Here is a 13,696-nt window from a genome sequence, read left to right as displayed (position 1 = left end):
GACGCGGGGCGGGGCTCAGCCCTTGACGGCGCCCTGCATGATGCCGCCGACGATCTGCCGGCCCAGCAGGCCGAAGACCAGCAGCACCGGCAGGGTGCCGAGCAGGGTGCCCGCCATGATCACGGACTGGTCGTGCACATAGCCGCCGCCGAGCTGGCGCAACGCCACCTGGACGGTCGGGTTCTGCGAGGAGAGCGCGATGATCGGCCAGAAGAAGTCGTTCCAGGCCGCCATGAAGGTCAGCATCCCGAGCACGGCCATCCCGGGCCTGGCGATGGGCACCACCACCGACCAGAAGATCCGCGCGGTGGAGGCGCCGTCGACCCGGGCGGCCTCGATCAGTTCGTCGGGCAGCGACTGCACCAGGTACTGCCGCATGAAGAACACCCCGAACGCGGAGACGAGTCCGGGCAGGATCACGGCCTGGAGCTGGTTGACCCACTGGAGTTCGGCGATCAGCATGAACAGCGGGATCACCCCGAGCTGCGGCGGGATCATCATCGTGCCGATGGTGACGGCGAGCAGCACACCGCGCCCGCGGAAGCGCAGCTTGGCGAAGGCGAATCCGGCCAGGGTGCAGCACAGTACCGTCCCCACCGTGATCGATCCCGAGACGATCAGCGAGTTGAGGAGCGCCTTGCCGATGTCGGCCTCCTCCAGCACCGCCTGGAAGTTGTCGATGAGGTGGGGGCCTGGCAGCAGGGTCGGCGGCACCTTCGCCAGATCGGCGTTGGAGCGGCTGGCCGCGACGATCGTCCAGTAGAACGGGAACGCGGAGAAGAGCAGCGCGACGGTCAGGATCGCGTACGAGAGCCATCCGCCGTGCATCGTGCGCCCGGCGCGGCTCCGGCGCCGTACGGACGCGATCGGTGGTTCCTCCCCGGCCTGCGGGGACGGTGGGGTCGGCGGCGCGGTGAGTGTGGTCATCGCCCGGCCTCCTTACGCGAACGGCGGCGCGCGACCAGGGCGTTGATGCCGACGAGGATCAGGATGAGCAGGAACATCACCCAGGCGATCGCGGCGGCCCGGCCGAGGTGGAAGAAGCCCCAGCCCTGCTCGTACAGGTAGAGGCCGAGTGTCTGGTACTGGTGCGAGATGCCGCCGGAGATGGACCCTTCGAAGAGCAGGGGTTCACCGAAGAGCTGGGTGGCTCCGATGGTGGAGACGACGACCGTGAAGACGATCGTGGGGCGCAGTCCCGGCAGTGTGATGTGGAGGAACTGCCGCCAGCGCGACGCCCCGTCGACCTCGGCGGCCTCGTACAGCTCGCCGGGGATGGACTGCATGCCCGCCAGATAGATCAGCGCGTTGTACCCGGTCCACCGCCAGATCACGATGGTCGACACGGCGATCTGCGAGGCGACGGTGCCGGTCTGCCAGTCCACCGGGGAGATGCCGACCAGCCCCAGCACGTAGTTGACCAGACCGAAGTCGCGTCCGAAGAGCTGGGCGAAGACCAGGGTCGCCGCGGCCACCGAGGTCGCGTACGGCAGCAGCATCGCCGTACGGATGAACGTCCGCCCGCGCAGCTTGTAGTTGAGGAGATGGGCCAGCCCCAGAGCCATCACGAGCTGCGGCACCGTGGAGAGCACACCGATGGTGAAGGTGTTGCGCAGCGCGGTCCAGAAGTACGCGTCGGTGAAGATCGCCGTGTAGTTGCCGAGTCCGCGCCACTCCATGTCGCCGGGCGTCTGCAACTCCACCCGGTAGAGCGAGACATACGCCGTGTAGAGCAGCGGGAAGAGCCCGAAGGCGGCGAACAGGGTGAAGAAAGGGGCGAGATAGGCGTACGGCGAGAACGCGCGCCAGGAGCGGCGTACGGCGGACGCCCGGGACGCCGGAGGGCCCGGCGCGGGCGGCGGCGCCGCCTTCGCGGTGGCGGTGAGGGTCATGGATCGGCCTTCGCAAGCGGGGAAGAGGAGAACCGGGGTGGGGGGTGTGCGGGACGGTTCCGGCCGGCCCTGGTCGGGGCCGGCCGGGAAACCGCGTCAGCCGATGACGTTCTCGACGCCCTTCTTCGCCGTCGACCACGCCGCGCCGGAGGCCTTGCCCTTGCGTTCCACCTCGCTCAGCGCGTTGGTGATCTGCTGGGCGACGTTGGCGTCATGGACGCCGAGGACCTGTACGGGCGCGGCCTTGGCGGCGTCACCGAAGATCTGGCCGGTCGGCGCGCCGGAGAAGTACGGGTCCTTCGTGTCCGCGATCTGCGCGATGGCGCCGGTGGACGACGGGAAGATGCCCTGCTTCCGGAAGAGCTTGGCCTGCTGCTCGGGCGCGGTGAGCCACTTGATCAGCTCGTACGCCTCCTTCTTGTGCTCGGCGGCACGCGGTACGGAGAGGTACGAGCCGCCCCAGTTGCCCGCCCCGCCGGGCAGCGCGGCGATGTCCCACTTGCCCGAACCGGTCTCGCCCGCCTGGCCCTTGATGTAGCTGAGCATCCACGCCGGGCACGGAATGGTGGCGAACGAGCCCGCCGCGAACGCCTGGTTCCACTGCGGCGACCACTGGTCGAGCTTGGCGCTCAGCCCGGCGTCCGCGGCCTTGACCGAGGTGTCCCAGGCGGTCTTCACCGCCGGGTTCTGCTCGTAGACCAGCTTGCCGGAGGCGTCGTAGTACCGCTCCTCCTCCTGACCTATCATGATCGAGTAGAGGCTGCCGACGCTGTCGAGCCAGGCGCTCTTCGCCGGCGCCTTCGCCATGTACTCCTTGCCGAGCGCGAGATAGCCGTCCCACGTGGACCACTTCTTCGCCAGCTCGGTGCGGTCGGTCGGCAGCCCCGCCTTCTTGAACAGGTCCGAGCGGTAGCACATCGCCTCGGGCCCGACATCGGTGCCCAGACCCAGGATCCGGCCGTCCTGTGTCGTCGCCGCCGACCACTTGGCCTCGGCGAACTGGTCCTTGAGCGTGTCCGCGCCGTACTGCTTCAAGTCTTCGAATTTGTCGGACTGCTGCTGGGTGACCGAGGCGATCCGTCCGACCTCCACCCCCTGCACATCGGCGAGCCCGCCGCCGCCGGCCAGCCGGGTCTGGAGGGACTTCCAGTAGTCGGCCTCGTCCTCGGTGTCGCTCTGCTTGATCGTGATGTCCGGGTGGAGCTTCTGGTACTCCGCGTAGAGCCCGGCCTCCTTGTAGCCGAACGATCCGAAGAGGTCGACGGTCAGCGAGACCTTGCCTCCCGCGCTGTCGGAGGTCCCTGAGGAACCTGACCCGCAGGCGACGAGCAGTGCCCCGGAGAGCACGACCGCACCGAGACGGACCGCGGCCCTGCTGGCGGCTCGGGCGATGGGCATGAGAAGCCTCCCTTGGCTTCGGAGTACACACGAGAGCCGATTGAGAGCGCTCTCAGAATCTGGGGTGGAGCGTGCCCCGGAGCGGACCGCCCCGTCAAGACTCGAACGCGTAACGGATGCCGGAGCGCGGTAACTCGCCTCTGTGTCCGACGTATTGACACTTCTGTTTCAGAAGTTTTACGTTTCCTGGCGTCTGAGAGCGCTCTCGAACGCTCGACGTCCCACCCCCCACACCCCGTCACCCCTGTGCCCCACAACCCCACCATCCCCGCATCCCCCCACAACACCCGTGAGGTGCCGCCCATGTCCGTCACCCGTGCCAGACCAGCCGCCGCGCTGATCCTGGTCAGCACCCTGGCCGCCATCGGCCTCGGCCCCGCCGCCTCGCCGGCCGTGGCCGCCAACGTCCCTGTCGGAGCGGGCAGTTACTCGGACACCCGGCCCGCCGGCACGTCCGGCCCCACCACCAACACCGGCACCCCCGTCACCCCCAAGGTGACCGAGGCCGCCCGGGACAAGCCGGTGCCCACCAACGACTGGTGGTCCTCCCTCGCCTTCCAGCGGTACGGCGACAACCCGTACTCCACGCCGATGTACGGCCACCCGCTCACCTATCAGGCGACCTCGGGCGGTCTGGAGGTCGGCTACCCGACCACCCCGGCGATCGTCGGCGAGGGCCGTCAGTACGAGTACGCCCACAAGGCCGATCTCACCCTGGGCCTGACCGGGCTCAACTCGCCCGACACCAAGGCCGACGACTGGTCGGACTGGACGGTGACGCCCTACTGGTCGGACGGCGCCCGCACCCTGCGGACCACCATCGGCCACGGGCTGCCCTACGTCTACGCGAAGGGCTCCGGCGGCGACGCGCGGATCACCACCGCCGTCGCGCCCACCGTCTTCGCCGACGACGGCAACGTCCTCGGCATCACCGTCGCCGGCCACCACTACGCCCTGTTCGCGCCCAGCGGCAGCGACTGGTCGGTCGCCGGCTCCACCATCACGGCCGGGCTCGGTGCCAAGGACTACTTCTCCCTCGCCGTCCTGCCCTCCACCGACGCGCTCGCTGCGTACCGGAAGTACGCGTACAGCTTCGTCACCGGCTCCGAGGTGAGCTGGAGCACCGACGCCGGTAAGGTCGGGGCGACCTACCGGCTCAGCACCGAGCCGCAGGAGGGCACCGAGACCGGCACCCTCCAGGCCCTCTACCGGCACCAGTGGCTGCACACCACCGACGCGCTGACCCCGTACACGTACGTCTCACCGCGCGGCACGATGAAGGTCCGCGAGGCCACCTCCTTCACCACGAGCCAGCAGTCCTCCGGGGTGCTGCCCGCACTGCCCGCCACGGGTGGCGTGGACCGGGCGCGGCTCAAGGGCTATCTGGACGAGGCGGCGGGCGCGGCCGATCCGTTCTCCGGCGCGACCGACACGTACTGGACCGGCAAGGCGCTGGGCCGCCTTGCCCAACTGGTGCCCATGGCCGACCAGATCGGTGAGACCGCGACCCGCGACAAGCTCCTCGGGCTGCTCAAGGGCAGGCTGGAGGAGTGGTTCACGGCGGGCGGCGCCGGCGAGTTCAGCTACGACAAGCAGTGGAAGACGCTGATCGGCTACCCGGCCTCCTACGGCAGCGACACCGAGCTGAACGACCACCACTTCCACTACAGCTACTACGTCTACGCGGCGGCGATCGTCGCCCAGTACGACCAGGCATGGGCCGCCGACGCCGCCTGGGGCTCGATGGTGAAGACGCTGGTGCGCGACACCGCCAACCCCAGCCGCACCGACGACGCCTTCCCGTTCCTGCGCGGCTTCGACGTGTACGCGGGCCACAGCTGGGCCTCCGGACACCAGGGGTTCGCCGCGGGCAACAACCAGGAATCGTCCTCGGAGTCCACCAACCTCAGCGCGGCCCTGGTGCTCTGGGGCTCCGCCACCGGCAACGCCGAACTGCGCGACCTGGGAAGCTACTTGCTGGCCACCGAGTCCGAGGCGATCGCCCAGTACTGGTTCGACGCGGACCAGGAGGTCTTCCCGTCCTCCTTCGGCCATGACACGGTCGGCATGGTGTGGGGCAGCGGCGGCGCGTACTCCACCTGGTGGACCGCCAACCCCGAGGAGATCCACGGCATCAACGTCCTTCCCGTCACCGGGGGTTCACTCCACCTGGGCCGCGAGAAGGAGGCCATCCGGCGCAACCTCGCCGAGATGGAGAGGGAGAACGGCGGCCCCGCCGTCGAATGGCGCGACATCCTCTGGGAGTTCGAGGCGCTCGCCGACCCCGCGGCGGCCAAGGCCAAGTGGGACGCGGGCGGCGCGGACTACACACCGGAGGCCGGTGAGTCCAGGGCCCACACGTACCACTGGATCGCCACCCTGGACGCGCTCGGCGCCCCCGACGCGACCGTGACCGGATCCGTGCCCACCTCGGCCGTCTTCAGCAAGAACGGTGTACGGGTCCACGCGGCGCACAACTTCGGCGCGACCGCCACCACCGTCACCTTCTCGGACGGTACGACGCTCGACGTGCCGGCCCGGTCGACGGCGACGAAGTAGCCACCGCGACCAAGTGGCCACGGCGACGAAACGGTTGCCGTGACGGAGCAGCTCACGGCGACGAAGCAGTCACCGTGACGGAGCAGCGGACACCCCGCCGGCGGACCCACACCGTTCGCCGGCGGATCCGCGCCCTTCGCCGCTGCGCGGATCCATCGGTACGGCGGGACACGGCTCAGGCCGAGTCCCGCCGTACCAGTGTGGTCGGTGTGATCACCGAGGCGGGCGCGGCGGAGCCCTCCCGGTCCCGGTCCAGGCCGCGCAGCAGCAGCCGCGCCATCAGCCGCCCCTGCCCGTCGACGTCCTGCTGGACGGTGGTCAGCGCCGGATCCGTGGCGCCCACCACCGCGTCCATGTCGTCGAAGCCCACCACCGCCACATCGCCGGGCACCGAGCGGCCCCGCTCCTTGAGCACCCGCAGCGCGCCCGCCGCCATCAGGTCGTTCGCGGCGAACACCGCGTCCAGACCGGGGCACCGGTCCAGCAGCTCCGTCATCGCCCGTGCCCCGCTCTCCTCGGTGAACGCGCCCGCCGCGACCAGCGCGGGATCCCCGTCCATCAGCACGTCCCGGTAGCCGTCGAGCCGGTCCGTGGCCGAGGTCTGGTCCGGCGGACCCGCGATGTGCGCGATCCGTCGCCGCCCCAGGTCCCGCAGATGGCGCACGGCCTGCCGGGCACCGCCGCGGTTGTCGGCGTCCACGTACGGCACGACCTGCTGGTCCGCGGCCGAGGTCCAGCTCGGCCGGCCCCCGTAGACCGTCGGGATCCCGGCCCGCTGGGTGATCGCCGGGATGGGGTCGTCGGTGTGCAGGGAGAAGGCGAGCGCGCCGTCGACATGGCCGCCCGCCAGATAACGGGCGATCCGGTCGTAGTCGCCAGGACCCTCCAGCAGCAGAAGCACCAACTGGGTGTCGTGCGCGGTCAGTTCCTTGCTGATCCCGCGGATCTGCTGGGAGAAGAAGGGGTCGGAGAAGATCCGGATCTCCGGCTCCGCGATGATCACGGCGACCGCCCCGGTGCGCCGGGTGACCAGGGAGCGCGCCGCGTGGTTCGGTACGTACCCCAGCTCGTCGACGGCCCGCCGTACCTTCTCGACCAGCGGGCTGCGCACCCCCGCTCCGCCGTTGACGACCCGGGAGGCCGTGGCCCGGGAGACACCGGCGCGCGCCGCGACGGCTTCCAGAGTGGGGCGTGCCCCAGGGGTCGGCTCGGACACGACGTGCGCTCCTCGTCGGTGGATACGGCGGACCGTACGGTGGCGGCGCCCGCGCGCAGGCGGGGTACGGCAGCCGGACGGACCCCCAGACTAGCCGCTGACCATGGCGCCTGAGAGCGCTCCCATTCCCCCGCGGTCCCCGGACATTTCCCCGATGTCCTCCTGATGTCTCCCTGATCCCGGGACTGCCCTCTTTTGAACGGGAGTTGACCGGGGTAGCTTCCGCCTCATGGAGATCCGGCCGCGGGCTGCCCGCAGATCATTCGGACGCTGGTCGCGTGGAGCGCTCGCCGCGGCGGCCTCCGCCGCGCTGTTCGGGGTGCTGCTCACCCCCGCCACGGCCCAGGGAGCGGAGCCGGGCACGCCACCCGGGCCCAGTGGTCAGCGGGCCGAGGAGAGCCGTCCGGTCTACTCGTACGAGGACGCGGTCAGGGAGTCGGTCTGGGTCGACACCGGCCTCGACGGCGACGGGGACGGCAGGACCGACCGCGTCGCCGTCGACATCGTCCGCCCCCACGAACCCGCGCTCCAGGGCCGCAGAATCCCCGTGATCATGGACGCCAGCCCCTACTACTCCTGCTGCGGACGCGGCAACGAGAGCCAGAAGAAGACCTACGACGCCAACGGCGACCCGACCGGCTTCCCCCTGCACTACGACAACTACTTCGTCCCGCGCGGCTACGCCTTCGTCGCCGTCGACCTGACGGGCACCAACCGCTCGGACGGCTGCGTCGACACCGGCGGGCGCTCCGACGTCCAGTCCGCCAAGGCCGTCGTCGACTGGCTGAACGGCCGCGCCCGCGCGTACGGCAGCCGCACCGGCACCGACCCCGTACGGGCGGAGTGGACCACCGGCGCCACCGGCATGATCGGCAAGAGCTACGACGGCACCATCGCCAACGGCGTCGCCGCCACCGGCGTCAAGGGGCTCAGGACCATCGTCCCGATCGCCGCCATCTCCTCCTGGTACGACTACTACTTCGCCCAGGGCGCGCCCCTCTACGACTCGGGCCCCGACTGGCTCTCGGACTACGTGGAGAGCCCCGAGGCCCGTACCCGCTGCCAGGCGGTCCAGCAGCGGCTGGTCGACGGCGCCCCGCGCAGCGGCGACATCACCCCGCTGTGGGCCGAGCGCGACTACGTGAAGAACGCGTCCAAGGTGAAGGCCAGCGTCTTCGCCGTCCACGGCACGCAGGACCTCAACGTCCGCACGAAACACCTCGGCCAGTGGTGGGACGCGCTCGCCGACGCGGGCGTGGAGCGCAAGATCTGGCTCTCCCAGACCGGCCACGTCGACCCGTTCGACTTCCGCCGCGCCACCTGGGTCACCACCCTGCACCGCTGGTTCGACCACTACCTCCTCGGCTACGAGAACGGCATCGACCGCGAGCCCATGGCGGACATCGAGCGCGCCCCCGACCGGTGGACCACCGACCGGGTCTGGCCGCCGCGCACCACCGCCACCACCACCCTGCGCCCGGCGAGCGGCGCCCTGCCCGGCGTGGGCACGCTCGGCCGTACCCCCGCCGCGCCCGGCTCCACCGAGACCTTCACCGACGACCGGCGCCTCGGCGAGGACGACTGGGCCACCGACGTCGACCGTTCCACCCCGGCCAAGACCGGCTTCGTCACCCGCCCCCTCAGCCAGGACCTGCGGCTGTCCGGCTCCTCGAAGGTGACCGTCACCGCCACACCGTCCACCTCGACCGCCCATCTCTCCGCCGTCCTGGTCGACCTCGGCCCCGACACCATCCGTGACTACGGCGCGTCCGGCGAAGGCATCACCACCCTCACCGAACGCACCTGCTGGGGCCCGAGCACCACGGCGGACAGTTCCTGCTACCGGGAGACCGCGGCCCGCACCGTGGACGTGGGCCACAACGTCGTCAGCCGGGGCTGGGCCGATCTGGGCACCTACGCGTCGGCGGAGCGGGGGCGCCCGCTCACCCCCGGCACGCCATACACGATCACCGTCGAACTCGCCGCGACCGACCATGTCGTTCCCGCCGGGCACCGGCTCGCGCTGATCGTCGCCGGTACCGACCGGGGTCTCATCGACCCGCCGTCCACCACCCCCACGCTCACCGTCGATCTGGCCCGCACGGCCGCGTACGTCCCGTTCGTCGGCGGCGCGAAGGCGTTCACCCGCGCCACCACCGGCGCCGTACCCCCGCACAGCGTTCCTCGCGAGCCTCTGACCAGCGGCGTGACCGAGCCACGCCCGACCTCTCCGATCCCGGGGGACCGCATCCGATGAGGACGACGACGGAGATGAGGACGACGATGGAGACGAAGACGGCCGCCCGGACGGCCACGCGGACGACGCGACGTTCCACCGCACGCGCGCTTTCCCCCGCCCTGCTCCGCCGCGTCCCCGGACTGCGCACCCTCGTCCTGGCGGCATCCTCGGTGGCCCTCGTCCTGCCGACCGCCACCGCCCCCGCACACGCCGTTCCCACGGCGGCCGGAATCGCGTCCGCCGCTGCCGCGTCCTCCGCGCCCCGTACCGGCTTCGAGACCAGCGACGGCGCCCGGTGGACCAGCGAGGCCGAGGAGCGGGAGTTCCTCTCCGCCGTCGCCCGGGGCGGCGACCGCGTCTCCCTGCGCACGATCGGCACCACCGGACAGGGGCGACCGCTCCAACTCGTCGAACTCGGCGCCCGGCACGCCCCCGTCACCGTCTTCCTGGTGTGCAGCCAGCACGGCAACGAACCGTCGGGACGCGAGGCGTGCCTCACCACCGTCCGCGACCTCGCCTACGCCGAGGACCGGGAGACGCGGCGCTTCCTCGACCGTACGAACGTCCTCGTCCTGCCCACCGCCAATCCGGACGGCAGGGCCGCCGACACCCGAGGCAACTCCGACGGCGTCGACATCAACCGCGACCACGTCGAACTGGCCACCGCCGAGGCTCGTGCCATGGCCGCCGTCCTGCGCGACCGCGCCCCGGACATCGTCTACGACCTGCACGAGTACGGCGCCACCCCGCCCTACTACGACAAGGACCTCTTCGACCTCTGGCCGCGCAACCTCAACACGGCCCCCGGCGTCCACGACGCGTCACAGAGCCTGTCCGAGCGGTACATACGCCCCGCGGCGGAAGCCGCGGGTCACTCCACAGGCACCTACGGCATCTGGACCGACCCGGTGACCGGCGATCCCATCCGGCAGACCGCGGGCGACGGCCAGGAACGCATCCTGCGCAACGCGGCGGGCGTCAAGCACTCCGTCAGCCTGCTCATCGAGAGCCGCGTGAACCCGCTGACCGACGCCGAGAAGGCCGACCCGTCCCTCAACAACCGGCGCAGGGTGACCAGCCAGCTCGACTCCCTGGGCGGTCTGTTCTCCTTCACCGACGAGCGCCGGGCGCGGATCGCGGCGGCTACCGCAGCCGCCCGGCTCGCCGGACTTGAGGACCGGGGCCCGGTCTATCTCGGGGGCGCCGACAACGACCCCGCGACGCCCGACCGGATCATCCAGAACCCGCCCTGCGGCTACCGGCTCGACGCCGGGCAGTACGCGGAGGTCAAGGACGAACTCGCGCTGCACGGAGTGGTGTCGCTGCCCACCGGGAAGGGCGCGTTCGTACCGTTGCGCCAGTCCCAGCGGGCGCTGGCGGCGCTGCTCCTCGACGGGCGGGCCGACCACCACCTGACCGCGGCCACCCCCGCCGCCTGCTGACCCGACAGGCCAGGGCCCCGGAGGCCGGGGACACCAGGAAGCGGGAAGCCGGCGGCCGGACCCGGAACACGCCACGGGATCCGGCGCCGGCCCGCTGCTCAGCCGACGGCCAGCAGCGCGGCCTCCTCGGCGCACCCCCACGCCACGGTGACGCCCGCGCCTCCGTGACCGTAGTTGTGCACCAGCCGCCCATCACCGGGCAGCGGTACGGCCTCCAGCCGCACCCGGGGCCGGGCGGGCCGCAGCCCCACCCGGTGCTCCAGCACCCGCGCGCCCGCCAGCGCGGGCACGACCCGCGCGCAGTGCGCCACGATGGTGTCCGCCTCCTCCTGGTCGGGGCCCAGATCCCAGGAGTCCTCGGTCGCCGTCCCGCCGAGCAGCACCCCGTACGGCTGCGGCAGCACGTACGTCATCTCACTCGCGCCCGGCAGCGTGCCCACGAACCACTCCTCGATCCCAGGGTTCTCCACGATCACCACCTGCCCGCGCACCGGATGGACCGACACGTCCGGCACCAGCTCCCGCGCGCCCAGCCCCGTGCAGTCCACCACCACGGACGCCACGGCGGCCGGCTCGCCGAAGTCCGTGACCGGGCGCCGCTCGACCGTGCCGCCCGCCGCCCGCAGCCGCGCCTTCAGATATCGCAGGTAGACCGGCATGTCGATCAGCGGGACCGTGGCCCGCAGCCCCTGGCCCACCCCCTCGGGCAGCTCGTCGGGGCGGGCCTCGCGCAGCCCCCGCACCCGGGACGTCCAGCTCCCGAGACCGTCGAGCGGGGTGTGCGCCATCAGCCCCGGCACGCTCCGTACCCCCGTACGCTCCGCGTCCCGCGCGAGCGCCTCGTACCGCTCCAGCGACAGCTCCAGCCAGGGGCCGACCTGCCGGGCCGGCTCGATGCGGTACGGCCAGACCAGCGCCCCGGCCACCGCCGACGTGGTCCTGGCCACCGGATCGCGGGTCCACAGCACCACCCGCCGGCCGCCCTCCGCCAGCACCACCGCCGTCGTCAGCCCGATGACCCCACCGCCGACCACCACCACATCGCACGTTCCGCCGCTCATGCTCCGACCCTATAAGGCCGGAGGAGCGCTCCGAGCCCCTTCAATATCCGCTGGACGGCGCCGCGTTGCCCGCGAGACCCTGCTTTCCCGCCCCCACCTGTGGGACCACCACCCGACGACGCCCTCGGACGAGCCGCGCCGGTGGGCTGCCGCGACCGGCACTCCGCTACGATCGGACGCTCTGATGACTGCCACACTTGTAGCCAAGGACCTCGCCGCGGGACACGGCGACCGCTCGCTCTTCTCCGGGCTCGACCTCGTCGTCGCACCCGGCGACGTGATCGGGCTCGTGGGCGCCAACGGCGCGGGTAAGTCCACCCTGCTCCGGCTGCTCGCCGGACTCGACACGCCCGAGGACGGGGAGCTGCGCCTCTCGCCGCCCACCGCCGCCGTCGGCCACCTCCCGCAGGAGCCGGAGCGGCGCGCGGGGGAGACCGTACGGGACTTCCTGGGCCGCAGGACCGGCGTCACCGCCGCGCAGACCGCCCTGGACGAGGCCACACAGGCGCTGGTCGACGGCGCGCCGGGCGCGGACGACGCCTACGCCGTCGGCCTGGAACGCTGGCTGGCCCTCGGCGCCGCCGATCTCGACGAGCGCGCCGAGGAGACCGCCGCCTCGCTCGGCCTCACCGTCGGACTCGACCAGCCCATGACGACCCTCTCCGGCGGCCAGGCCGCCCGCGCGAGCCTCGCCTCGCTGCTGCTCTCCCGGTACGACATCTTCCTGCTGGACGAGCCGACCAACGACCTGGACCTCGACGGCCTCGAACGCCTGGAGAAGTTCGTCACCGGGCTGCGGGCCGGCACGGTCGTCGTCAGCCACGACCGCGAATTCCTCGTCCGTACGGTGACCAAGGTCCTCGAACTCGACCTGGCCCAGCAGAAGATCACCCTCTTCGGCGGCGGTTACGACGCGTATCTGGAGGAGCGCGAGCGGGCGCGGCGCCACGCCCGCGAGGAGTTCGAGGAGTACGCGGACAAGAAGTCGGCCCTGGAGACCCGCGCCCACACCCAGCGCGCCTGGATGGAGAAGGGCGTCAAGAACGCCCGGCGCAAGGCGCCCGACAACGACAAGATCGGCCGCAACCTCCGTACGGAGTCCACCGAGAAGCAGGCCGCCAAGGCCCGCCAGACGCAGCGGCTGATCGAACGCCTCGATGTGGTCGAGGAACCGCGCAAGGAGTGGGAACTGCGGATGGAGATCGCCTCGGCGGACCGCTCCGGCGCGGTCGTCGCGACGCTGAACAGTGCCGAGGTGACCCGTGGCGGCTTCCACTTCGGCCCCGTCACGCTCCAGATCGACCGCGCCGACCGCGTCGCCATCACCGGCGTCAACGGCAGCGGCAAGTCCACCCTGCTCGCCGCGCTCCTCGGCCGGCTGCCGCTGGACAAGGGCCACGCCACTCTCGGCTCCGGCGTGGTCGTCGGCGAGGTCGACCAGGCCCGCGCGCTCTTCCACGGCCAGGGGACCCTGCTGGACGCCTTCCGCCCGGCCGTCCCCGACACCGAACCCGCCGAGATCCGTACGCTGCTCGCCAAGTTCGGCCTCAAGTCGGACCATCTGCTGCGCCCCGCGACCACCCTCTCCCCGGGCGAACGCACCCGCGCGGCGCTCGCGCTCCTCCAGGGCAGGGGCGTGAACCTCCTCGTCCTGGACGAGCCGACGAACCATCTCGACCTGCCCGCGATCGAACAGCTGGAGTCGGCGCTCGACTCCTACGACGGCACCCTCCTGCTGGTGACGCACGACCGCAGGATGCTCGACGCGGTCCGCACGGCCCGTCGCCTCGACGTGTCGGCGGGCAGCGTCACCGAGATCTGACGGCGGACCCCGGCGGTGGGACGCCGGGCCCCGGCACCCACCGGGCGCCAGCCCCCTGTGCTCCACC

At 71.6% G+C, this 13,696-nt stretch carries 9 protein-coding genes; 4 read left to right on the top strand and 5 right to left on the bottom strand.

From position 1 onward, the window contains the following. Positions 1-15: 15 nt before the first annotated feature. The 3 genes from ACFXPL_RS13210 to ACFXPL_RS13200 all read right to left on the bottom strand — a co-directional run bounded on the left by ACFXPL_RS13210 (position 16) and on the right by ACFXPL_RS13200 (position 3,290). Positions 16-927, bottom strand: a complete 912-nt coding sequence (locus tag ACFXPL_RS13210; RefSeq protein ID WP_384917183.1) for a carbohydrate ABC transporter permease — start codon at positions 925-927, stop codon at positions 16-18. Continuing rightward, complete coding sequence (locus tag ACFXPL_RS13205; RefSeq protein WP_384917180.1) at positions 924-1,892, bottom strand: carbohydrate ABC transporter permease; 969 nt, start codon at positions 1,890-1,892, stop codon at positions 924-926. Before ACFXPL_RS13205 ends, ACFXPL_RS13210 begins: the two co-directional genes overlap by 4 nt. A gap of 96 nt (positions 1,893-1,988) precedes the next feature. Next, positions 1,989-3,290 carry an ABC transporter substrate-binding protein gene (locus ACFXPL_RS13200; protein ID WP_384917177.1) on the bottom strand — a complete coding sequence of 434 codons (1,302 nt, stop codon included), beginning with the start codon at positions 3,288-3,290 and terminating at the stop codon, positions 1,989-1,991. 303 nt (positions 3,291-3,593) lie between these two features. Here ACFXPL_RS13200 and ACFXPL_RS13195 point away from each other — a divergent pair, with 303 nt between their 5' ends. Continuing rightward, on the top strand, positions 3,594-5,849 hold the full coding sequence (locus ACFXPL_RS13195) for a glycosyl hydrolase (RefSeq protein ID WP_384917174.1): 2,256 nt from the start codon (positions 3,594-3,596) through the stop codon (positions 5,847-5,849). A gap of 175 nt (positions 5,850-6,024) precedes the next feature. Here ACFXPL_RS13195 and ACFXPL_RS13190 read toward each other — a convergent pair whose 3' ends face one another. Further along, positions 6,025-7,065: a LacI family DNA-binding transcriptional regulator gene (locus ACFXPL_RS13190; RefSeq protein WP_384917172.1), complete on the bottom strand. Its 1,041-nt coding sequence runs from the start codon at positions 7,063-7,065 to the stop codon at positions 6,025-6,027. Positions 7,066-7,294: 229 nt separating this feature from the next. Here ACFXPL_RS13190 and ACFXPL_RS13185 point away from each other — a divergent pair, with 229 nt between their 5' ends. Both ACFXPL_RS13185 and ACFXPL_RS13180 read left to right on the top strand, forming a co-directional pair. After that, positions 7,295-9,322 (top strand): Xaa-Pro dipeptidyl-peptidase, encoded by a 2,028-nt coding sequence (locus ACFXPL_RS13185; protein ID WP_384917169.1) that lies wholly within the window; start codon positions 7,295-7,297, stop codon positions 9,320-9,322. 26 nt (positions 9,323-9,348) lie between these two features. Continuing rightward, on the top strand, positions 9,349-10,746 hold the full coding sequence (locus tag ACFXPL_RS13180) for a M14 family metallocarboxypeptidase (RefSeq protein WP_384917166.1): 1,398 nt from the start codon (positions 9,349-9,351) through the stop codon (positions 10,744-10,746). A 98-nt stretch (positions 10,747-10,844) separates the two neighbouring features. Here the strand turns inward: ACFXPL_RS13180 and ACFXPL_RS13175 are convergent, their stop codons facing one another. Continuing rightward, entirely contained in the window at positions 10,845-11,807 is a 963-nt protein-coding gene (locus ACFXPL_RS13175) for an FAD-dependent oxidoreductase (RefSeq protein WP_384917163.1), read from the bottom strand. A gap of 184 nt (positions 11,808-11,991) precedes the next feature. Here ACFXPL_RS13175 and ACFXPL_RS13170 point away from each other — a divergent pair, with 184 nt between their 5' ends. Then, positions 11,992-13,629 (top strand): ABC-F family ATP-binding cassette domain-containing protein, encoded by a 1,638-nt coding sequence (locus ACFXPL_RS13170; RefSeq protein WP_384917160.1) that lies wholly within the window; start codon positions 11,992-11,994, stop codon positions 13,627-13,629. Positions 13,630-13,696 lie beyond the last annotated feature (67 nt).

It is taken from the genome of Streptomyces sp. NPDC059092, assembly GCF_042756365.1.
In the GTDB taxonomy this organism is placed as follows: domain Bacteria; phylum Actinomycetota; class Actinomycetes; order Streptomycetales; family Streptomycetaceae; genus Streptomyces.
This window is presented reverse-complemented; position numbering and strand designations above follow the sequence as displayed.

Excerpts from the sequence above, each read along its gene's own strand:
- ACFXPL_RS13210 (WP_384917183.1), bottom strand. The coding sequence starts at position 927 with ATGACCACACTCACCGCGCCGCCGACCCCACCGTCCCCGCAGGCCGGG.
- ACFXPL_RS13205 (WP_384917180.1), bottom strand. The coding sequence starts at position 1,892 with ATGACCCTCACCGCCACCGCGAAGGCGGCGCCGCCGCCCGCGCCGGGC.
- ACFXPL_RS13200 (WP_384917177.1), bottom strand. The coding sequence starts at position 3,290 with ATGCCCATCGCCCGAGCCGCCAGCAGGGCCGCGGTCCGTCTCGGTGCG.
- ACFXPL_RS13195 (WP_384917174.1), top strand. The coding sequence starts at position 3,594 with ATGTCCGTCACCCGTGCCAGACCAGCCGCCGCGCTGATCCTGGTCAGC.
- ACFXPL_RS13185 (WP_384917169.1), top strand. The coding sequence starts at position 7,295 with ATGGAGATCCGGCCGCGGGCTGCCCGCAGATCATTCGGACGCTGGTCG.
- ACFXPL_RS13180 (WP_384917166.1), top strand. The coding sequence starts at position 9,349 with ATGGAGACGAAGACGGCCGCCCGGACGGCCACGCGGACGACGCGACGT.
- ACFXPL_RS13175 (WP_384917163.1), bottom strand. The coding sequence starts at position 11,807 with ATGAGCGGCGGAACGTGCGATGTGGTGGTGGTCGGCGGTGGGGTCATC.
- ACFXPL_RS13170 (WP_384917160.1), top strand. The coding sequence starts at position 11,992 with ATGACTGCCACACTTGTAGCCAAGGACCTCGCCGCGGGACACGGCGAC.